The organism is Sphingobacterium sp. R2, assembly GCF_040760075.1.
In the GTDB taxonomy this organism is placed as follows: Bacteria; Bacteroidota; Bacteroidia; order Sphingobacteriales; family Sphingobacteriaceae; genus Sphingobacterium.
On record NZ_CP142884.1, the window covers coordinates 2784848 to 2809050 of the forward strand.

The 24203-nt window shown below is 42.5% G+C and carries 12 protein-coding genes; 11 read left to right on the forward strand and 1 reads right to left on the reverse strand.

Annotated features, from left to right (window positions below):
- The first annotated feature begins 30 nt into the window (after positions 1–30).
- The 11 genes from VXM68_RS11540 (at position 31) to VXM68_RS11590 (ending at position 19664) form a co-directional block, all read left to right on the forward strand.
- A complete protein-coding gene (locus tag VXM68_RS11540; RefSeq protein ID WP_367208814.1) occupies positions 31–1539 on the forward strand; it encodes a glycoside hydrolase family 32 protein in 1509 nt (502 codons plus the stop codon).
- A 298-nt stretch (positions 1540–1837) separates the two neighbouring features.
- The gene (locus tag VXM68_RS11545) at positions 1838–3121 is read left to right on the forward strand and encodes a Gfo/Idh/MocA family protein (RefSeq protein WP_367208815.1); all 1284 of its coding nucleotides are present in this window, start codon (positions 1838–1840) and stop codon (positions 3119–3121) included.
- A 591-nt stretch (positions 3122–3712) separates the two neighbouring features.
- A complete protein-coding gene (locus tag VXM68_RS11550; protein WP_293953470.1) occupies positions 3713–4723 on the forward strand; it encodes a LacI family DNA-binding transcriptional regulator in 1011 nt (336 codons plus the stop codon).
- 195 nt (positions 4724–4918) lie between these two features.
- Positions 4919–7507 carry an alpha-amylase family glycosyl hydrolase gene (locus VXM68_RS11555; RefSeq protein ID WP_367208816.1) on the forward strand — a complete coding sequence of 863 codons (2589 nt, stop codon included), beginning with the start codon at positions 4919–4921 and terminating at the stop codon, positions 7505–7507.
- A gap of 11 nt (positions 7508–7518) precedes the next feature.
- Positions 7519–10488, forward strand: coding sequence for a SusC/RagA family TonB-linked outer membrane protein (locus VXM68_RS11560; protein WP_367208818.1), 2970 nt, complete (start codon positions 7519–7521; stop codon positions 10486–10488).
- Between the two features lie 11 nt (positions 10489–10499).
- Positions 10500–12095 carry a RagB/SusD family nutrient uptake outer membrane protein gene (locus VXM68_RS11565; protein WP_367208819.1) on the forward strand — a complete coding sequence of 532 codons (1596 nt, stop codon included), beginning with the start codon at positions 10500–10502 and terminating at the stop codon, positions 12093–12095.
- 166 nt (positions 12096–12261) lie between these two features.
- Positions 12262–13281, forward strand: a complete 1020-nt coding sequence (locus tag VXM68_RS11570) for a SusE domain-containing protein (RefSeq protein ID WP_367208821.1) — start codon at positions 12262–12264, stop codon at positions 13279–13281.
- Between the two features lie 6 nt (positions 13282–13287).
- Complete coding sequence (locus VXM68_RS11575; protein WP_293953479.1) at positions 13288–15147, forward strand: glycoside hydrolase family 13 protein; 1860 nt, start codon at positions 13288–13290, stop codon at positions 15145–15147.
- A gap of 33 nt (positions 15148–15180) precedes the next feature.
- Entirely contained in the window at positions 15181–15828 is a 648-nt protein-coding gene (gene pgmB, locus VXM68_RS11580) for a beta-phosphoglucomutase (RefSeq protein WP_293953481.1), read from the forward strand.
- 100 nt (positions 15829–15928) lie between these two features.
- The gene (locus VXM68_RS11585) at positions 15929–18238 is read left to right on the forward strand and encodes a family 65 glycosyl hydrolase domain-containing protein (protein WP_367208823.1); all 2310 of its coding nucleotides are present in this window, start codon (positions 15929–15931) and stop codon (positions 18236–18238) included.
- 100 nt (positions 18239–18338) lie between these two features.
- Positions 18339–19664 (forward strand): MFS transporter, encoded by a 1326-nt coding sequence (locus VXM68_RS11590; protein ID WP_367208824.1) that lies wholly within the window; start codon positions 18339–18341, stop codon positions 19662–19664.
- A gap of 223 nt (positions 19665–19887) precedes the next feature.
- Here the strand turns inward: VXM68_RS11590 and VXM68_RS11595 are convergent, their stop codons facing one another.
- The gene (locus VXM68_RS11595; RefSeq protein WP_367208825.1) at positions 19888–23841 is read right to left on the reverse strand and encodes a two-component regulator propeller domain-containing protein; all 3954 of its coding nucleotides are present in this window, start codon (positions 23839–23841) and stop codon (positions 19888–19890) included.
- Positions 23842–24203 lie beyond the last annotated feature (362 nt).

Below are 24203 nucleotides of genomic sequence, written 5' to 3' on the forward strand. Positions count from 1 at the left end.
AACCTAATTAGAAATGTAAACAAAGGAAAAATGATAAAATTAAAGAAATACAGTGTTTTAATGCTCCTGCTAGGTGTTTTTGGTACAAGTCTGGCACAGACGGGACAGCATAAACAAGGAGATCCCGAAGAGAAGTATCGTCCACTTTACCATTTTACCCCACAGCAGGGCTGGATGAACGACCCCAATGGACTGGTTTATCTGGACGGTAATTATCATCTTTTTTTTCAGCATAATCCCGAAAAACCCGTTTGGGGGCCTATGCATTGGGGCCATGCGATCAGTAAAGATTTAATCCATTGGGACGAGCAGAACATCGCATTGTATCCCGATAGTTTGGGGACTATTTTCTCCGGTAGTGCTGTAATCGATAAAGATAACACGGCAGGTTTTGGAAAAGGTGCTATGGTCGCTATTTTTACCCATCACAATCATCAGGAAGAGGACCGAAAAACAGGATTGCATCAAAATCAAAGTTTGGCTTATAGTTTGGATAAGGGGCTTACCTGGACGAAGTATACAGGCAATCCGGTATTGCCAAACCCGGGCATATGGGATTTCAGAGATCCAAAGGTGATGTGGCATGTGCATAGCCAGCGTTGGATTATGACCTTGGCTACAAAAGATTGTATTACTTTCTATTCTTCCAAAGATTTGAAAACATGGCAGAAGGAAAGTGAGTTTGGCAAAGAGGTGGGGGCCCATGGCGGTGTCTGGGAATGCCCTGATCTTATCCCCATGGATTACAAAGGAGCTACAAAATGGGTTTTGCTGGTGAGCATCAATCCAGGTGGACCCAACGGTGGCTCGGTGACACAATATTTTGTGGGTGACTTTGATGGGCATCAGTTCCGAACAGCGGATACTAAAATAAAGTGGTTGGATTGGGGACCCGATAACTATGCTGGCGTAACCTGGAGTAACCTAGGGGATAGGCACCTGATGATTGGCTGGATGAGCAACTGGCAATATGCCAATGTGGTTCCTACCACAAAATGGCGTTCCTCCTCAACCATACCCCGTGTTTTATCTTTAGGAAAAGTTGGACAGTCGTTCTACGTTTCGAGTACTGTTCCCAAAGAAATTGAAACCGCATTTCGTCCACTAAAAAAATACCATGGCGGTGGAACGAAGGAAGTTTCGTTCGAGCAATATCTCCCACAAGCGTACCGTTTGGACCTTAAAGATTTGAAGCAGCAGGCTTTTAAAGTCATCTTATCGAATGAATCTGGTGACGAATTGGTTATTGGTTATCGTGAAGACCAAAATTCCTATTATATTGATCGTTCTAAGTCCGGTGAAGTGTCTTTTAATGGAGATTTCTCAATGACAGCTTTGGCACAAAGGCTGCTAAATAAGGGAGCACTTTCTTTCAGTTTGTATGTTGATGTGAGCTCTGTGGAACTTTTTGCAGACGGGGGGCTAACGGTAATGACTGGTTTATTTTTTCCAAAAACGCCGATAACCAAGCTGCGTATCGTGGGCGATAAAAAGCTGGAGTTTAAAGAACTGAGTATCTCCAAATTCAGTACGCAATAAGACTCAATTACTTAACAATATATGCCTGTACGACTTGGTCGGACAGGCTTTTTTTTGCGTTTTGGGCAGCCCTTTTGTTTTCAACTTGTGTTTTTAAACAGATGATAGAAATGTAACAATCTTTTGTCTTTCAGTAATTTAATTTGAATTCAGGTGCTTATTGATTAATTTAATGACCAAAATAATCAATTATGGAAATCAGTCAATTGTGATTTAAATCCATGCATAAACCATTTTGCCGCCAAGCAACGAATACGTGCTGACGAAAGCGAGCAGAAAAATAAACTATTCATAAAGAATGAAAAGAAGAGAATTTATAGCCAAGGGAATTGTATCCTCTTTGGCTTTTACAATTGTCCCGCGCGTTGTGGTGGGAGGCAATGGATTTCTTGCGCCAAGTGATCGAATCAATCTTGGATTTATTGGTGTCGGAAAACAATCCTATACCTTGATGAATGGCCTCAATCGCTGCAAGGAAATCGCAAGTCTGGCTGCCTGCGATGTAGACCGAAAAAAATTAGCTGCATTTATTGCAGCGACAACGAAAAAACAGACGGAATTGTCAAAAGCACAGACCGAGATCAAGGCCTATCATCATTATCGGGAACTATTGGATCGGAAAGATATTGATGCTGTTGTCATTGCTACACCCGATCATTGGCATGCGCAGATTGCAGTTGATGCGGCTAAAGCTGGCAAAGATATTTATTGTGAGAAACCCCTTGCATTGACCATTGCCGAAGGTCGTGCCATGGTCGATGCAACCCGAAAATATAAACGTGTATTTCAGACGGGCAGCATGCAGCGTTCTTCCTATAATTTTAGACAGGCAGCAGAACTGGTTCTCAATGGCTATATCGGCAAAATAAAGGAAATCAATGTTTCTGTGGGCGAACCGGTCAAACAATGTGACCTTCCCTCCATGCCAGCCCCCGATTATCTCGATTGGGATATGTGGGTAGGACCTTCACCATATCGGGGTTATAATCCGATATTAAGCCCACCTTTGGAAGACGATAAATGGGCCTGGTGGCGCGGTTACCGTGATTTTGGTGGCGGTTACATCACCGATTGGGGAGCACATATGTTTGACATCGTACAATGGGCCTTGGGCATGGATGAATCGGGCCCTGTTCAGTTTAATCCACCCAAGGAGGCCAACAGCAATAGCGGGCTCTCGTTTAGCTATGCCAATGGCGTTCGTGTAAACCATGTGCAGTGGGGAGTACATAATGCGATCCAATTTATTGGTGAAAAAGGTAAGATTGAAGTAAGCCGCGAATTTATCCGTTCGAACCCGGAAAATTTGGCAAATCTTAAGCTGACATCTTCTGATCGTCGTTTGTATTATAGTGATAATCACTATCAGGACTGGGTTGATGCGATCAAAAAAAGAAGTAAGCCTATCTGTGATGTTGAAATAGGTCACCGGACGAGCTCAGTGTGCAATGCCATCAATATTGCGTATGAACTTCAAAAGGATTTAAAATGGAATTCACAAAAAGAACAGTTCGACAATGACTATGCTAATCTCATGCGCAGTCGCCCTTATCGCGGGGAATGGGATTTTAGAAAATTCTAGTAAAGAAAATGAGCGATTAATTGTAAATAGGCTTAGCATTTTTTGCTAAGCCTGTTTTGTTGATGGATTAATATTTCGAAGACAATGTAGACCTGTATTACTCCGTCTCGGGCGCAACATTTGCTAAGTACTTCATCCCAATTTTTTGATAAAATAGTGCGGAAAGTTTGGCATCTGCTTCGTACATTATTCGGATGCGAAACAGATATGGTACTGCTATTGACCCGCTATTGACTAGACCCGGAACAGGAATTGGTCAACTTTCAATCGATAGCCGTAACCAGATTCTCCACAGGCGAAGGTGGTACGAACACAATAGGAAGACAACCCGAAGACAACATTAGTGCTATAGACAAAAAAGGCCATATAAAACACGTTTTTCTGTTAACGGAAAGCGGATGAAAGCGAGCTTATTGAAATGATTATTTACACGATTTGATCACTAGATCGCTTTTCTTATCGGGAGATAGAAAAAATATGGCCGCTGATTTAAAAGAGAGAGGACAAAAAGAAAATTTGCTATTCTGGATAGATAATTGCTTTATTTGTATCCAACAATTATTACATTCGAACAGCAAAAGTAATCTCGATATGTCGCAATTAACAATTATAGATTTGGCCAAAAAACTCGGCTTATCAAAATCGACCGTTTCCCGTGCATTTCGGGATAACGTGGACATTAATCCAGCGACAAAAGCTCGGATTTTGGCTATGGCCGAAGAAATCGGTTTTTCGCCGAATGTTTATGCGAGTAGTCTAAAGGCAAATAAAAGTCTGACCATTGCGATTATTATTCCCGAATTTGGTAATAAATTTTTCTCGCAGGCCATCAAAGGAATTGAGGCTGTGGCGCGCTCCAAGGGTTATCATACCTTGATTTATGTGACGGATCATCAGGTGCAAAATGAAGCCTCAATCGTACGTTCACTGGCCAATGGACGGGTGGATGGCGTTATTATTTCGGCTTCGGGTGAGGGGAAAGACCATTCGCATTTGCAACTTTTGGCGGAACGGGGAATACCGGTCATGTTTTTTGACCGTGCTTATGACGATTGGAAGGGGGGCTACATTACGGGTAATGACTTTGATTCGGCTTACCTGGCAACCAAACACCTGATCGATAATGCCTGTAAACGGATCGCTTATCTTGCAATCAATCCGAATGTCTCCATCGGTAAGGTGCGTAAAGATGGCTACGAAAAGGCGCTGCAGGAAGTGGGAATTCCGATCAGACCAGCGCTTATTTTGGATACGGTGAATGATGCTGATCAGAATATGAAAGATATTGCCGACTTGATCGAGCAGGAGAAACCCGATGCCATATTTGCTTCGGTAGAGCGTCTTGCTATTTCGAGTATACGGGTTGCCAAGCAGCTTGCAATTCGGATTCCTGAAGATCTTAAAATCATTTGTTTTTCTTGTTTGGATATCGCCGATCTGATTGACCCGGCACTGAGCGTAGTGAAACAACCAGCCTATGAAATGGGCCAATTAGTAACAAAATACCTATTGGATAAGATGGAAGACCCTGAAAATAGTAAGTTTGCTAATTCGGTTTACCTTGATTCCCAGCTTATTTTTCAAAAATCTAGCCTGAAATAAGAAAAAAAATATTTGTTTTTTGTAATCCCATTATTTAGCTTTGAATACTTTCGGGAACATTCCCGAAAGTATTTAAATAATCAATTTGTATAAAATATTGGATAGGGAAATCCAGCAAATCGCCACAAACGATTTCTTTTTGCCTTGACTTCGGGAACGTTCCCAGTGTCAGATTCCAAGTAAAGCTAATTATCGATGGGGAAGCATATCTCTCGTTTAATAGGGTATCTCTGGGTGATTGTCCTATTATCATCATCATGTGCAAATAAGAAAGATATCGTGGATGTCGAACAACCTCCTGTTGTTGAACAGCAGGGATCCGGTTTGGTGAATCTTTCTGCTCCATTTATCTTTTGGGATAAGGAAATCACGTTGCAATTTGATCTTTCGAAAGGAAATGCGGCTTTAAAGGGAAGCACTACAGACCTGTACCTACACGCCGGATTGATTCCTGTCAATGAGAGCAGCTGGCAACATGTCGCGACAGATTGGTCTAAGAATGACAATGCCTATAAACTTAAATTTGTTTCTGCTGGTTTATATTCATTCACATTTACCCCCTCCAAATTTTTTAACCTGACAAATGGTGGAGAATTTGGTCAGATGGCACTTTTAGTGCGCAATAGTAATGGGTCACTGGTCCAACGCAACAAAAATAATTCAGATCTATTTCTTCCTCTTGTAACGAGCAATACGCAAGCCATTCGTTTTGTTTCGCCTACGCTGCAACCCACAGATCCCATTACCCTGGAGCAGATGTACACTGTTGGAGATAATCTGAAGTTAAAAGTACAGGCAACGCAGTCCGGAAAAATCAGTATCTGGGATAATGGCTTATTGCTTGCTGAATCTTCTGCGGTACTGTCATTAGAAAAATCGCTCAGCCTACAAAGTAATGGCCTACACGAGCTTGAAGCACGTCTTGAATTTGGGGGTAAAATATATTCCAGTAAAGCCCGGTTATTTGTGGAGTCAAAACCTGCCATCGCTGCACTCCCGATCGGCATCAATCCAAATGGAACAACGATAAACAGGGAAAAAGGGGAGGTCAGTTTTGCACTCACGGCGCCATTAAAAACGAGTGTGTATCTCTTGGGCGATTTTAACAACTATAAAGCATTACCGGCCTATGCGATGAGCCAAACACCGGATGGAAAAACCTGGTGGGTTACCGTATCAAATCTGGATTTCTCTAAAAAACAGACTTATCAGTTTTTGATGGACGGTCAACTGAATATCGCTGATCCCTATGCTGAGCTGATTCTTGATCCGCAAAACGATGCCGTACTCGGACTGACCGCGGCGGCTGTACCCGCTTATCCCGCAGCTGCGCATGGTATTGTCGGCGTATTGGATCTTTCCACAAAGGCTTATACCTGGAAAACAACTGCTTTTAACAGACCTGCTCAAGGTGATTTGGTGATCTATGAACTCTTGGTCCGTGATTTTGTCAAACAACATCAATATACCACATTGAAAGATTCTTTGCCTTATTTAAAAAGGCTGGGTGTAAATGCGGTCGAGATTATGCCTGTACAGGAATCGGAGGGGAATTCGACCTGGGGTTATAATCCTTCTTTCCACCGCGCTTTGGATAAATACTATGGCTTGAAAAACGATTTGAAAGCCTACATAGACGCTTGTCACGAAAATGGTATTGCCGTGATTTTGGATGTTGTTTTTAATCATGCTTTTGGTCAGTCCCCGCTAGTACAGCTTTATTTTGAGCAGGGCAACGTTGCGAGCAATAGTCCTTGGTTCAATACAGTAGCCAAGCATCCGTTCAATGTTGGCTTTGACTTTAACCACGAAAGTAGTTACACACAGACTTTTGTTAAGGATGTATTGACCTATTGGATGCAGGAGTACAAGATTGATGGGTTCCGATTTGACTTGTCTAAAGGGTTTACACAGAAAAATTCGGGTACCTCAGAAAGTGATTTAAGTGCATGGAATGCTTACGATGCGTCACGTGTGGCTATCTTGAAGCACTACCAGCAGCATATTCGCAGCATCGATCCCTCGTGTTATATTATTCTCGAACATCTTGGCGGAGATCAGGAAGAGGCCGAACTTGCGCAATCGGGGATGTTGCTATGGAACAACATGAATGGGGTCTTCAATGAGGCGGCGATGGGCTGGAATGCCAACAACGGCTCGGATTTAGGCAGATTATTCCCTTCGGGCCACGGCATGACACAACCCTCGTTTGTGTCTTATATGGAAAGCCATGACGAACAGCGGTTGCTGTTCAAATGCCTGAATTATGGCAATTCATCAGGTAGTTATAACATCAAGAACCTCAGCACGGCATTAAAACGTATGGAACAGGTTGCAGTCTTTTTATTGGCTTCGCCCGGACCTAAGATGATCTGGCAGTTTGGTGAATACGGCTATGATGTATCTATCGATGAAAATGGGCGCACAGGCGAAAAACCATTGTTGTGGAGTTATCTACAACAAGATGATCGCAAAAAGCTCTTTGAGACCTACGCCAAACTCACACGTTTCAAAACCAAAAATAGCATTTTCCAAAACGGGACAATTATCACATCGGCTATGAAAGATGCCGTTAAATATTTTGTTCTCGAAAAGGAAGGACAACAAGTAGGGGTACTTGGCAATTTTGGGGTAGAAAGTGTGGACTTTGCCTTGCCGGCAGCGTTGCAGGGGCAGTGGGTCGATAATTTTACAGGAAAAGAGCTCAATTGGTCTGGCCAGTCAAAATTGAGTTTACTACCTGGGCAGTACCAATTGATAAGCAAAACAAAACTAAATAAATAAACAGTTATTTTATGAACAAACAGCTATCACGTCCATTTTGGGCTCTGAGCATGCTACTCGGTGTAAGTGCTTCGGCATTTGCGCAACAGGCAACGCTAAAAGGGCGAGTAATGGACCAGAAGGGGAGTTCCTTGGTCGGTGCTACACTGCGCTTCGAGGATATTCAAAAATCACTGTCTACCAATGCGAATGGGGATTTTAGCTTGGATAGACTACAAACAGGGAAATTACGTCTGAAAGTAAGTATGGTCGGATATGCGACCCTGGATACCTTGATCCAGGTCGGCGATGGACAGCATCCGTTAAACCTTTACCTGAAATCCAATACCAGTGCACTGGAAGAGGTTGTAGTGATTGGTTATGGTACACAAAAGAAAAGTGACCTGACGGGTTCAATCAGCACAGTATCTGCAAAAGATTTTCAAAAAGGACAGATCTCCTCGCCGGAGCAACTCATTATGGGGAAAGTTCCGGGCGTACAGATTACAACAAGTGGGGGGCAGCCAGGCGCAGGAAGTACAATCCGGATCCGTTCCGGCGCTTCACTGAATGCCAGTAACGATCCATTGATCGTCGTGGATGGGATTCCTTTGGCTGGTGGCTCTGTATCTGGGGTAGCGAATCCATTAAGTTTGATTAATCCAAATGATATCGAGACATTTACCATCTTGAAAGATGCCAATGCAACGGCAATTTACGGTTCGCGTGCATCGAATGGTGTCATCTTAATCACCACCAAAAAAGGCAGCCGCTCAGGAACACAGATCAACTTCTCGACACAGAATTCTTTGGCGACTGTGGCCAATAAAGTAAAACTGCTCAACGCGGATCAAATCCGCGATTATGTCAATACCAATGGCAGTGATGCGATGAAAAAGCTGTTGGGAACAGCAAATACCGATTGGCAGGATGTGATTTATGGCAATGCCTTTACTACGGACAATAATGTTAACATTGCTTCCAGAGCTGGCAATATGCCTTACCGTATTTCTGCTGGTTATATGAATCAAGACGGGGTGCTGAAAAATGATAACTTAAAACGGACCACTGCGGCGTTGGCCTTAACACCAAAATTTCTCGACAATCACCTTTCCTTGGATGTGAATGTGCGTGGTACCTGGTCAAAATCTAAATTCGCTACTCAGGATGCAATTGGTACAGCTATTCAGTTCGATCCCACCCAACCTGTGTATGTAGAGGATAAAAGTAGTTTTGGCGGGTACTACGAGTGGATTCAAGGGGGGAAGCCTAATCCCAATGCACCTCGCAACCCGTTAGCCTTGTTGGATTTACGCAAAGATAATGGCGATGTGTTTAGAAGTATCGGAAATGCAAAGGTGGATTATAGTTTTCATTTCCTGCCGGAGCTGCATGCCAACCTAAACGTCGGCTACGATTTGGCACGTTCCAAAGGCAATACATTCACCCCAGCGATCGCTGCACGTAATTTTAATGAGGGTGGTGAAAGAACGCAATATAAAACCGATATCAACAATAAAACGCTGGAGTTTTATTTAAAGTATGATAAGGAATTACCTACAATCAAAAGTACGATAGACGCGACATTAGGCTATGGCTACTATAAAAATAGTAGCAAGGTTTACAATTTTAACCGTACAAATGCGGATGGTGATAAGATCCTAAATGAACCTACTCGGCCTTTTGATAAGCCCGAAAATCTGTTGATCTCTTATTATGGCCGTCTGATTTATACCTATGACAACCGCTATGTTCTGTCGGGAATCTTGCGGTCGGATGGTTCTTCCCGTTTTAGTCCAGATAACCGTTGGGGATATTTTCCTTCTGTTGGATTTACCTGGCGGGCAAAGAACGAAGGCTTTTTAAAAGATATAGCTGCAGTATCCGAACTGAAGCTCCGTCTAAGTTATGGAAAAACCGGGCAGCAAGATGGCATCGCCAACTATTCTTATTTGCCTAATTATACCATCAGCGGCAACGAGTCGATGTATCGCTTTGGTGATGAATACTACTATTTAAATTCACCTGTGGCCTACGATAAAGACATTCGTTGGGAAAATACAACAACCTATAATGCCGGAGTTGATTTTGGCTTTAGCAACAATCGGGTCTACGGTAGCGTGGATTATTATTCGAAAAAGACCAAAGACCTGCTCAGCACGATTTCCGTCCCTGTAGGCTCTAACTTTAGCAATTTCCTGTTGACCAACGTGGGTAACATGGAAAACCAGGGGCTGGAGTTTAATGTACACTTCGTCCCGCTAAAAACGGATAATTCGACCTTGGACATCGGTTTTAACCTAACTTATAATAAGAGTAAAGTAACCAATCTGACACAGAGTGATGATCCGAACTTTATTGTAGAGACCGGTGGTATCCGTGGTGGTACAGGCGGAAATATCCAGGCGCATAAGGTTAATTTCATGCCAAACAGTTTCAATGTTTTCCAACAGGTATATGATGAACAAGGGCATCCTGTCGAAGGTGTCTATGTTGACCGTAATGGAGATGGCGTTATCAGCGATAACGATCGCTATCTGTATAAATCACCGTTACCGAAATATCTTTTGGGTTTTACGGCGGCATACAGCTACAAAAAATGGTCGGCAACAACGGTATTGCGCGCAAATCTTGACAATTATGTATACGACAATGTTTCCTCTAATTTGGGAAGTGGAGCTAATATCAACGATCAGGCCGTTCTGGTGATTAATAATGCGCCGGTAGATTTTTTAAATACCAATTTTCTGCTCAAACAGCTCCGAAGTGATTACTACATTAAGAACGCTTCGTTTTTGAAAATGGATAATGTCAACCTGAGTTATAACCTTGGAAAATTTATCCGGAATAGTAACGCTTCAATGTCGATTTCTGCAACTGTACAAAATGTATTTACGATTACCAAGTATAAAGGTGTTGACCCAGAGATATTTAACGGTATAGACGATCGCTTTTATCCGAGGCCAAGGACTTATGTATTGGGTGTAAATGTGAGTTTTTAAACGATATAACAATGAAAAAATTAAATAAATATATAGGTGTATGCTTGCTGGCTATAGCACTGAGCAGCTGCCATAAGGATTTGGATCTGAAACCGACGAACGACGTAACAGCAGATGTAGCCTACAAAGATTTTAAAGGCTATACCTCGTCTTTCGCAAGATTATATGGATCATTGACCTTAACCAGTACATCGGGGCCGAATAACTCTGATCTGGGAGGATTGGATGCCGGTACATCGGATTTTTTACGCCTTTTTTGGAACGCACAGGAACTTACGACCGATGAAGCCGCTTGTGCTTGGCTCAATGACCCTGGGATCAGTGGGCTGGATTATCTCGATTTTGACGATAGCAATCCCATGCTACGGGGTCTTTACACGCGTTGTGTATACAGTGCTACCCTTGTCAATGAATTTTTAAGAGAGAGCACGGATGCTAAATTGGCCGAACGCGGTATTTCAGATGCCGACAAAAAAGAGATCGCTTATTATCGTGCCGAAGCAAGATTCTTACGTGCTTACAACTATTGGGTTCTACTTGATCTATTCGGAAATCCACCCTTTGTAACCGAAGAAACTTCGGTCGGTAAAGTATCGCCGCCACAGATCAAACGAGCTGAACTTTTTGCTTATATAGAGAAAGAGCTGTTGGAAGTTGCGGTCCAGCTAAAAGGTGCCAAACAGAATGTATATGGCCGTGTAGATCAAGTTGCGGCATGGGGGCTGTTGGCTCGTTTATACCTCAATGCGGAAGTTTACTTGGGTGCTGGAAATAAGAAATATACCGAAGCAATTACATTCGCAGAAAAAGTACTGAACTCGGGCTATAGTTTGGGGACAAATTATCGCGAGCTTTTCTATGCAGATAATGATGTGAACAACCCCGAATTTATTTTTTATCTGCCTTATGATGGTACCAAAACACAAAGCAAGGGTGGTACAACTTATCTGATCAATGCAGCTATTGATGCAACCATGCATCCCACTTCATTTGGTGTACCGGGCGGCGGTTGGGCGGGAAATCGGACGCGTGACAATATCGCAACCATTTTCGGTGATTACTCCGGAGCAACGGACAAAAGGGCAATGTTTCACTTAAATACAAGCGTAAAAATAGAAGATATCGCTGTCTATAAGCAGGGGTTGGCAGTTACTAAATTCCGGAATGTGAACAAGGACGGAAAAACTGCTCCTCCGGCAGCTGAAGGTTTTGTTGCTTCGGTGGATTTCCCGTTGATCCGTCTGGCAGAGATGAACTTGATCTATGCTGAGGCAACATTGCGTGGCGGCTCTGGCGGAAGCTTGGCCAAGGCGCTGGACTATGTCAATAAACTGCGTGTACGTGCCTATGGAAACAACAGTGGGAACTTAACGAATCTTTCTTTGGATGACATTCTCAATGAGCGTGTGAAAGAATTATACTGGGAAGGATTTAGACGTTCGGATTTAATCCGCTATGGCAAATTTACGGGTGATAATTACCTCTGGCCTTTTAAAGGTGGTGTGCTTGCAGGTCAGGCAGTTGCCGGGTATAGGACGCTGTTCCCACTTCCTGCTTCGGATATTATTGCGAACTCCAATCTTGTACAGAATCCAGGCTATAATTAATCAGCATCAGACAGGAAGAACGACGAGTCTCTTCCGGTCAATGTAGCCTTACCTGTAATAAGACAATTGTTGACAGATGAAACCGGGCAATATCTATTGTTCGACGCATTGGCGAATGGTCAGTTACCCGGGCTTTCATCAGCTATTGAAAACAAAAATTAAACAGATGAAAATTATACACTATATCGGAATCATGCTGCTATTTATAGTGGCGTTCCAAAGTTGTAAAAAAGATGAGACGCGCGCTATATTGGCTAGCGGGGAGGACATAAAGCCGGCGACTTTAAGCCTCGATAAAACGAATGTAACCTTGTCAAAAGATAACGCAGAGGATACGGTACTGCACCTCAATATGATTCAGCCTGACTTTGGTTTTCAGGCTGCAGTGACCAATGTCCTTCAGTTTGGGCTTAAAGGTGACAATTTTAAAACTGTAAAGGAAGTGGTTATTCCTAGTGGTCGGAGCACCGTAGGTTTTACGGGTTATGAGCTGAATAGCTATTTACTTGCTTTGGGTGTGTCAACAGGGACCACTTCTGAATTTGACGTGCGCATAAAGTCAAGTATCAACGCTAAAATTACGGTGGTGTATTCGGCTTTAGTTGGTCTGAAGGCGATCCCCTTCGCTTCAACAAGTTATTTATATGCCATAGGGGCTTATGAGGACTGGGTTGAAGCCAATGCTGAATCGTTGATTTCGCCGACGAGTAATGGGATCTATACCGGTATCATCAATTTTCCAGAAGAAAAATTGACCTTTAAACTGACTCCTGAGCGAAATTGGAGCAATTCATATGGAGAAACAGAGCCAGGTAAGATCGTTTACAATGGTGGTCAAGACATCAAGGCTCCACGTGCCGGTAATCTCGAATTGGAAGTAAACACAACAGCTAACACGATTTCTTATAAAGACCATAGCTGGGGCATTATTGGTAGCGCCACGCCTAAGGGCTGGGATGCCGATACGGATATGAAATTCGACAATGCCAATCAGGTATGGAAGCTCACAGTGAGCTTGACTGCAGGCGAGATCAAATTCCGTAAAAACCACGATTGGGGAACCAATTTTGGCGGGACTAATGGCACCTTGGCTGCTGGCGGTGCAAATATCGCCGTTGCCAATGCCGGTACCTATGATATTGTCGTGGATTTCAATGCAAATACATATACGTTGACGAAGAAATAAAAAACGATGTTTAAACGAAATAAAAAGATTACCACAGTATTCGTGGCACTAACGGTGTTTGGATGGAGCCCCCTAATGGGGCAATCCATCCAACGCGTAGAACCTTTAAACTGGTGGGTAGGAATGGAAAATCCGACTTTGCAGCTTGTCGTCTATGGACCTCAGATAGGGAAAAGCGAGGTACAGGTGGAGGATAAAGGGATAGAACTTGTCAAAGTCAATCGCGTAGAAAATCCCAACTACCTCTTTTTGGATGTCAAGGTGGCTGCTTCGGCCAAACCAGGATGGTCAACTTTTACCTTTAGCCAAGGAAAGAAAAAATTAACCTATCGTTATGAGTTGAAGCAGAGAAATCAAAAAATAAAAGCACAGGGTGTGAACAGTGCTGATTTGATCTACCTGATTATGCCCGATCGTTTTGCCAATGGAAACAAAGGAAATGATCAGGTGAAAGGCATGTTGGATATGAGTTTAAACCGAGACTCGATGTATCTGCGTCATGGTGGTGATCTGGAAGGTATTATCGGAAAGCTGGATTACCTACAAGATCTTGGGGTGACATCATTGTGGTTGACCCCTGTGTTGACCAATGACATGCCCCAGGCTTCATATCATGGTTATGCCAACACCGAAACCTATCATATTGATCCCCGTTTTGGTAGCAACGATACCTATGTCCAATTGGGTGAACAGCTGCATAAACGTCAGATGAAACTGATTTTTGATGTGGTGCCCAATCATATTGGAAGTTATCATTGGACGGTAAAAGACAAGCCGATGGCTGACTGGCTCAATGAATGGCCTACCTATACGCAGACATCATACAAAGATCAGACAGTTTTTGATCCTTATGCCTCGGCAGATGACAAAAAGAAAATGGTCAAAGGCTGGTTTGTTCCCACAATGCCCGATATGAACGAACAAAACCCATACGTTCAAAATTATCTGACCCAAAGCCATATCTGGTGGATAGAGACTGCGGCAATAGATGGATTCCGAATTGATACCTATCCGTACAATGATCTTGATTTTATGGCCAAATGGACAGATCGCATTCTGCAGGAGTATCCAAAATTTACCTTTTTTGGTGAAACATGGGTACATGGTGTGGGGAACCAGGCCTATTTTCTGGGTGGAAAACGAGTTGGCCAGGAGGTCGATTCCAAGCTGATGGGTGTCACGGATTTTCAGCTTAATTATGCCATAGGTGATGCACTCAACCAAAAGACAGAATGGACCGCCGGAGCCAATAAATTGTATTCAACCCTCGCTTCAGACTTTCTGTACCCACATCCCGAGCAAAATGTCCTTTTTTTGGATAACCACGATAAAGATCGTTTTTTCTCCGTTGTCGGTGAAAATGTGCAGAAATATAAATCGGCAATGGCTTGGCTTATGACAACAAGGGGCATCCCACAATTGTACTATGGGGCGGAAATTCTGATGAAGAATTTCTCCAATCCAGATGGCTTGTTACGGGAAGACTTTCAGGGTGGTTTCGCGGGTGATAAACTGAACAAGTTTACGGTAGAGGGAAGGACTAAAGCAGAGCAGGATATGTGGGCTTTTATTCAAACGCTAGCCAATTATCGTAAACAACATGCTGTATTACAAACCGGTAAAACGATGCAATATGTGCCCGAAGATGGCGTATATGTTTATTTCCGTTACAACGAAAAGCAAACTGTTATGGTCGTGATGAATTGCAATGATGTCGCGAAGGAACTTAAACTCGATCGCTTTAGGGAACGAAATAACCAGGTGAAGTCCTATTTCGATATTATTCAAAAGCAAGAGACCAATCCAGTTGACCATAGCTTGAAGTTGGACGCTTACGAGACTAAAGTGTTTGAGCTTAAGTTTTAACACAATTTAAAATTCTATAGAATTCATTTTTCGATGATTAATTATAATACTGTAAAAGCCGTAATATTTGATTTGGACGGTGTGTTGGTGGATACGGCGGTCTACCATTTTCAAGCCTGGCATAGATTGGCAGAAGGCTTGGGTTATTCGTTTTCTCTTGTTGACAACGAACAGCTGAAAGGGGTCAGTCGCATTGAATCCCTCGAGCTTATTTTAAAATGGGCGGGGGCGAAAATATCCGATGCTGAAAAAGCGGATTTGCTGTCACTTAAAAACAAATGGTACTTGGAGCTGATTGAACAACTCAGCCCTGACCACTTGCTTTCAGGTAGTTTAGATCTATTAGAAAAACTCCAGAAAAAGGGGATTAAGATTGCATTGGGGTCAGCCAGCAAGAACGCGATGGGCATCCTTGAAAAAACGGGGATTATCAGCTATTTCGACGCATTGATTGATGGAAATGTGGTTCAACTGTCTAAACCTAATCCAGCAGTTTTCCTGAAGGGAGCTGAGGCTTTGGGAATTGAACCGGCATGCTGTCTCGTGCTGGAAGATGCTCAAGCCGGAATAGATGCGGCAAGGGCAGCCGGCATGCAGGTGATAGGGATTGGGCAGGCTGAACATCTTAACGGAGCAGATTTAGTGGTAGCCGATTTAGGAGCCTTAGTCGATAAATTTTAGGAGCAATTCAAGTGATGGAAGCAAGGCGTAGATCATATTGGCAAAGAAGACCAGAATGATTGAGGCAGAGTATCCGTCGCGCATTGAAAAAAATATAAAGATGAAAACATATATCAAACATAACCCTTGGCAAATTATCGAAGACACCTTTCGTCCCGAACATAATGAATTTTCGGAAAGTATCTTCGCTATTGGTAATGGTCGGATGGGGCAGAGGGCTAATTTTGAAGAAGAATTCAGCGGGAAATCGTTACAGGGATCGTACCTAGCGGGTATTTATTATCCTGACAAAACACGCGTGGGCTGGTGGAAAAATGGGTATCCCGAATATTTTGCCAAGGTCATCAATTCCATCGATTGGATAGGCCTAAATATTCTAGTAAATGGGCAGGTTCTCGACCTAAACAAAGTTGCGGTCAAATCTTTTGAACGTCGCCTGGATATGCAAAATGGGGTTTTATACCGCAGTTTTATCGTGGAAATGCCTGATGGCGCACAGTTGAAGGTAGAAGCAAGCCGGATGTATCATCTGTTTGCTTCGGAAACAGCTTCATTACAGTACAATATACAGGCACTTTCCGGTCCGATTGCTTTGGAGGTCCGCTCGCATTTAAATGCTGAAGTTGTCAATCGAGACAGTAACTACGACGAGCAATTTTGGGAAAGCACAGCGCAGGGAAGAGATGGTGAAAATACCTTTGTGGCGGCGCGTACCAAGAAAACTGGCTTTGAGGTGTACGCCCTGCTTACAACTACCGTGACAGGATCTACAGCCGTTGTCGAAGTGCAAGATACGGTGACAAGTCGAGGCTGTATAGCAGAAATTTATAAGACCGAGCTAACCGAATCTCAAATTTGTAGCGTTGAAAAGCGAGTTTCCATTGTTACATCACAGAACCATGTGGCGGCAGAGCTAAAAGAGGCTGCTTCGGTCAATTTACAGCAGCTAAATGCACTGAGCTATGAGCAACTAAAGGAGAAACAGGCAACAACTTGGCAAGCGATCTGGGCAGAAAGTGATATTGAAATTAGTGGTGATGTCGCAGCACAGCAGGCAATACGCTACAATATTTTCCAGCTTAACCAGACTTATACCGGCGAAGATGAGCGCCTCAATATTGGTCCTAAAGGTTTTACAGGTGAAAAATATGGGGGTGTCACCTATTGGGATACTGAAGCTTATTGTATTCCTTTTTACCTCGCAACACAATCTCCAAATATTGCGCGTAACTTGTTGATTTATCGTCATCAGCAATTGGATAAAGCCATCGAAAATGCCGCTAAACTTGGCTTTACCAATGGAGCTGCACTTTATCCCATGGTGACGATTAATGGTGAGGAATGCCATAATGAATGGGAAATTACGTTTGAGGAAATTCATCGCAATGGAGCCATTGCATTTGCGATCTATAACTATGTCCGTTACACCGGTGATCAGGATTACATCTGGTCGCACGGCTTGGAAGTCTTGGTTGCAATAAGCCGATTCTGGGCACAGCGCGTTAATTGGAGCGCTGAGCGCCAGCAATATGTCATGTTGGGGGTGACGGGACCAAACGAGTATGAAAACAACGTAAACAACAACTGGTATACCAATCGGATTGCTTCCTGGTGCCTAGAATATACACTGGACTGTTTAAACAAGCTGGCGCAGCTAAACTCCGACATTGCTGACGCATTAAAAACGAAGTTAGCCATAGGAGCGGAAGAACAGGGAAAATGGCAGCATATTATCGATAACATGTATTATCCTTTTGATGCGCAGCGCGGGGTGTTTCTCCAACAGGATGGTTTCCTCGACAAAGAGTTAATTCCTGTGGCCGAACTTGATCCGGCTCAACGACCGATCAACCAGCGTTGGAGCTGGGATAGGATTCTACGTTCCTGTTACATCAAGCAGGCCGACGTGCTGCAGGGCTTTTACTTTCTCGAAGACCAGTTTGATCTTGAGGCCTTAAGGCGACATTATGAATTCTATGAACCGTTTACGGTGCATGAAAGCTCGCTTTCTCCTTGCGTCCATGCGATATTGGCTGCTAAGTTGAATAAACCAGAAAAAGCCTATGAATTCTATCTGCGGACCTCTCGTTTGGATCTGGATGATTATAATAACGATACCGAAGACGGTTTACATATCACTTCCATGGCGGGTACCTGGATGACAATCGTAGAGGGCTTTGCAGGAATGCGGATTAAGGACGGAAAACTGTATTTAAATCCAATGTTGCCTAAAGAGTGGGAAGGGTATAAATTCCGTGTCTTATTTCGCGGTGCGACCTTGTTGATTGCGGTACGGTCGGATGGATTTACGATCGAAAATGACAGTGACACTGCGGCCCATATCCAGACGGAGGCAGAAGCTTTCATTCTAGCTGCACAAAGCAAAAAGCAGGTGTTTCAGGTTCGGTAAGCTCCTGTTTTCAGCAGCGTAAGAACCAATCTTATGCTGCTGAAAATAGGGATTAAGTGATAATTAAATTGTATTTTGTCTTAAATTTTGATAGCCTATTATGGGAAATAAACCTGAATTAAGCATTAGCCAGGTCATCAATATGAGTTTTGGGTTTTTGGGCATACAAATGGGGTTTGCCTTACAAAACGGCAATGCTTCCCGTATTCTACAGACATTTGGTGCTGATGTTGAACACCTGTCGCTGTTTTGGCTTGCGGCTCCGATTACGGGGATGATTGTGCAGCCAATTATCGGGCATTATAGCGATCGAACCTGGAATAAATTGGGGCGTCGTCGGCCTTATATTTTGGTGGGTGCACTGCTGACCACCATAACCCTGTTTTTGATGCCGAATGCAGCAGTATTTACCACATTGCTAGCACCACTTTGGATAGGAGCAGGACTATTAATGTTTATGGATGCTTCCATCAATGTGACAATGGAGCCCTTTAGAGCCTTAATTGGCGATAATCTACCGGGTAATCAACGTAGTCTTGGATTCTCCGTACAAACCTTTCTGATCGGTATTGGAGCCGTATTGGGATCCTTACTTCCCTTTATACTGACAAAATATTTTCATGTGCAGGGAACTTCCGAAGCTGGTCAGGTGCCAAACAATGTGATATATTCTTTTTACTTTGGTGGTTTTGTACTGCTTCTAACGGTGTTGTGGTCGGTGTTTAAAACGAAGGAATATACGCCACAGGAATTACGGTCATTTTCCGATACCCTGGTGGTTGAACAGGAGACAGCGCCAATACTTGGTTTGCGCGCTATTGTCAGCGATATTGGTAAGATGCCATTGATCATGCGCAAACTCGGTTGGGTTCAATTCTTTTCCTGGTTTGCCCTTTTTATGATGTGGGTATATACAACTCCTGCGATTGCAGATTCGGTTTTTTACCTGCGGGAAGGGAATCGGCAGGATCTTTATATGGAGGCGGCCAATTGGGTGGGCGTGCTTTTTGGTATTTACAATGGGGTATCGGCTCTATATGCTTTGTTTATTCCGCGGATAGCCAAACAGCTCGGACGTGGAAAAACGCATGCGCTCGGCTTGTCTATTGGCGGACTTTCGTTGATTTCATTGTTTTTGATTAAAGATGCTAATCTGCTGATTCTTCCCATGATCGGTATTGGTATTGCTTGGGGAAGTATTTTAGCAATGCCGTATGCCATTTTAAGCGATCATTTGCCCGCTGGTAAAATGGGAGTTTATATGGGACTTTTCAATTTCTTCATTACGTTGCCTCAGATTGTGTGTGGTTTTTTTGGCGGAATGATTATCAAATATTTTTTTCATAGCCAATCCATTTACGGCTTGTTGTTGGCAGGCATATTTATGTTGCTGGCGGCATTCTTTGTTCCAAAGACTAAACGGTAAGGGCTTTATCGTAGACGTAGTAAATAGAGCTTACGTCTACGATTTTCTGCACATTTGGCCCAGCTCTTGCAGTTGGATTTTCATCATCCCCTTAAGTATACTAATTTGCTTTAGTTAGCACGACTCGCTTTTACACAGCGGGATAATTTCGTTCGATTTACTAAAACTTGTGCGTATCAATTGCTGAAAAATGCACCATCATTTGCTGAACAAGTGTGCATTACTAACTGTTTTCAATAATATAGCTGCTCGGCGACATGCCATAATGCTTATTGAAGTCCCTGGAAAAATTGGATTGCACGGTGTAACCTACCATCGTTGATACTTGGGTAATGTTGTATTCTTTCTGGGTAAGCAGTTCTGCCGCTTTTTTTAATCGTGAAATATTGATCAATTCATTGGGCGTTAGGTCGGATAGCCCTTTAATTTTACGGTAAAGGGTTGGGCGGCTCATATGCATGAGTTTGGCAAGTCCATCCACATTGAGGTCTATCACTGAAATATTTTCATAAATTACAGTATTGAGCTGGCTGATAAAATCTTTGTCGGGTGCCGATACATTGATATCCATCAAGGTGGATCCGGAATAATTGGTCAAATAATTCTGGATAATTTTGCGGTTTTTAAGGATATTACGTATTTGTACCATGAGGAATTCGAGCGAGAAGGGTTTTTCGATGTAAGCATCAGCACCATTTTTTAACCCTTGAATCTTTGAATCGAGCGCATTTTTTGCCGTTAGAAAAATCACGGGAATATGGCTATACAAAATATCTGTTTTAATGCGTTTGCATAGCGCCAGACCATCCATAATGGGCATCATAATATCTGTTAGTACAAGTTGTACATTCTCTTGATCTAATATTTCTAAGGCCTCGGCACCATTCCCTGCCCGTAGAATAGTATAGCTGGTTTTCAACTCTTTATTGAGGTAGGCTAATATTTCTTTATTATCCTCGACGAGCAGAATCACTGGCTTTTCTTCCTCCTGTTCATCCGATCTATCATGTAATACATGCTCTTCAAAATCTTCCTGAAATGACTGGATATCCAGGGATTGTTCCTGAAAAATTGGGATTGATAGCAGGAATATGTTGCGGTTATCTTCCAGATGCACAACGGATAATGTTCCTTGATGCAGTTCGACCAAAGAACGTGAAAGGGGCAGGCCAATTCCTGTTCCGGTATCTTTGTCGGATTCGTTTAGTCGATAAAAGGGCTCAAAAATTTTTTCTTTCTTCTCAAAGGGTATAAGCAGACCATCATTTTGAAATTCAATATTGAACATAATGTCATCGCTATTGAATGGAAGCAGTTTGACGTAGACTTCGTGCTCTGCATATTTTATTGCATTGTGGATGAGGTTTGTAAAAACTTTTCGAAGGGCCTCTTCATCTACGTAGGCTGTAAGACTGATACGTGGAAGACTTAGGTCGTAACGCAAATGTTTGTCTTTGGCGAGGTAATTGAAATCGTGAAATACCTCGGCCAAAAGGGTATTGATATCGGTTTTTGTAAAGATAAGGCTCATATTGTTTGTTTCTGCTTTTCTAAAATCCAGTAACTGATTGGTGAGGCGAATTAATCGCGTTGTATTTTTTTCGATCAGAGCAAGGTCCTGAGCCGTTTCCTGATCGGTGAATTTTTGATTATTTATTATTTTCTCCAGGGGCATTTTGATTAAGGTGAGCGGGGTACGAATCTCATGAGCGAGGTTGGTAAAAAACTCCAACTTGAGCGCGTATATTTCCTGCTCTTTTTTCCGTTCGAAACTATCCATCTTTTGCGCATTATTAGCCTTTAAAAGCAGTAGATAATAGCGTAAACCGAGCAAGGTAATTGTTCCGAAAGTTAGAAAATAGAGCACATATGCCCAGCGAGACAACCACCAGGGGGGCGAAACAACGATGCGTAGTTTTTTTTCCGCGGGATTCCAAACCCTATTATTGTTTGCACCTTTGAACTTAAACGTATAAGTGCCCGGAGGAAGTTTATTGTAATAGATTTTTTGATTGCCTGTAATATCGGTCCAGTCTTTATCGTAACCTTCCATAGTATACCGATAGGCATTACTTTTTGGTGAAACAAAACTTAACGCTGCAATATTAAAGCTAATATTGGATCTATCGTAGGTCAGCTGGATTTCTTTTGCTGTGGATATGGATTCTTTTAGTATCCCATTTTCACGTACAGCTATGTTTGCGTTGTTGATTTGGATGCCACTAATGAATATGGGGGGGACAAAGTTATTCTTAATGGATTTTGTAGGGTTGAAACTTACCATTCCTTTAATAGTTCCGAAATATAAAGTCCCGTCATTATCCTTAAAAGCTGAATTATAATTAAATTGATCCGCTGGAAGTCCATCTCTGGACGTATAAATGATCCTACGGGGGAGCCCTTCATCCAATCTGACCAGACCACCGCCGGTAGATATCCAAATGCTTTTGTTGTCATCTTCCAGCACCTTGAATACTTGATTGGAAGGTAATCCCGATTCGGTCAGATAATTTTTAAATTGACCATCACGACGGTATTTTGAAAGGCCGCTTTCGGTACAAAACCATAAGTTTTTTTTGCTGTCTTCAAATAGGCCATTGACATAATTATTGACGAGTGTATTTTTTTTGCCTTGTTCAGACCGTAACTGCTGAATTTTTCCCGAACTGCGGTTATAGCTATAGACACCACTTCCATAGGTGTTGATCCAGAGTATACCCCCTTCGTCTTCATAAATACCTTGTATCCAAGCAGTAATGGGGAGAAGGTCAAAACGGTCACGCGCTTTATTGTAGACATATAAAGCGCGATCGGTCCCTACAAATAGGTGGTTGTCTCGAGACTTATAGAGGCAAACGGCAAAGCTGCTTTGTAATGGTCCCTCACCAATACGGTCGTAATGCTTTTTTAATTTTCCTGTTCTTACGTCCAGAATGTCAATACCATGAGTCGTAGAACCTACCCAAAGATCGTCGTCGACGGTGGCCAACCCATGAACGTTATTATGTGTAATACTTCCCTGTTTGCCATTGGCAGCGAAGTGCTGAATCTGGTTTGTTTGCCCATCTATTTTATTTAGACCGCCATCTTCTGTTCCTATCCAGAAATTTCCATGACGATCTTTGGTGATATCGTGCACGATATTGCCTGATAGGTCGGATGTTCCAAATCCGGACAAATACTTTTTGAAATTATTGAATTGGTTGCTGTACTGGTTAAAACCACCAAAATATGTCCCAAACCAAATATTGCCTTCCCGATCGCGATAGAAATTTAAGACTGCATTGTCCGATATCGCAAATGGGTTGAGCAGATCTTTTTTAATGTGGTGGATCCGTCCTGTGTAAATATCATAGGTATATATTCCAGTTTCTGTTCCGATCCAATATACGGATGCTGTCTGTTGAATAATGCAGTTTGCCTGGATAACTTTGTCAGGGTAATGGTTTGAAAATAAGTTTTTCAATGTTCCATTTTTGAAATCAAACAGATAGGCCGAATTGATTGTCCCAATCATCAGCAGCGAATCGTTGATTGCATAGACGGTTTTGGTATTTGCTAGCGCTCGTTGATCAATCTTTTTGAGATTGACATGGACAAATTTATTGGTGCTAAGCTGATATCTTTGTATCGTACTGTTATCGTCTGCGATCCACAATCCACCCCTCGTACTGCTGGTGATTGCTACCAGCGAAGTGTTGTTATGGTCAAATGCCGAAATTTCTTTTGTCGCGGAATTATAACGATAAAGTTTGCCATTGGAAAGCAACCAGATAAATCCCGCATATTCGTGTAGGGCATTTACTTCGCCGATTGGAATACGCTTAAAAGGTTTGAAATTCTCTTTTATGGGATCGTAGCAGTAAGTGCCGCGAGTCGTTCCCACCCATAGGACGCCTTTACTGTCGGTGAGCATGCTCAAGATAGAGGAGCTTCCAATACTTGTCGAATCTGAAGCATTGTGTCTAAATATCTTAAATTGATTACCATCGAAACGATTGAGGCCATTTCTTGTGCCGAGCCATAGAAAGCCTTGAACATCCTGTGTAATACACTTGACGGAACTATTAGAGAGGCCATCGATGGTTTGATAATTTTTAAAATAGATGGATTGTGCCCGCCCATAGATACATGTTAAGAAGGTGTATAAAATTAATATGGTGGTTATTCTTTTCAAAATTGATTACGTTCAACTAAAAATAGTCAATTAAAAACACAATAAAGCATTTTACTGATACGCTTTGATATAAATTTGAGACGCTGTGATTGGACGAGGTGCTGAGATTTATGCATTTTTATATCAAGATAATAACCAAATATAAACGTATGTTGTGCCCAAGAATTATGACAGGTAAAGCCTGTGTCCCTACGCGAACCACTATTTCTACGATTTTGCCTCACAGACTCGCCGATGCAACAGTTGGCCAATTAAATGTTCATTTCCGATGAGCTTTAAAATCTATCAATAACATTAAATCACTTAATATGAGCTGTGCATCATATATGCACAATATGAATCAATTAAACCACTAATTAAAA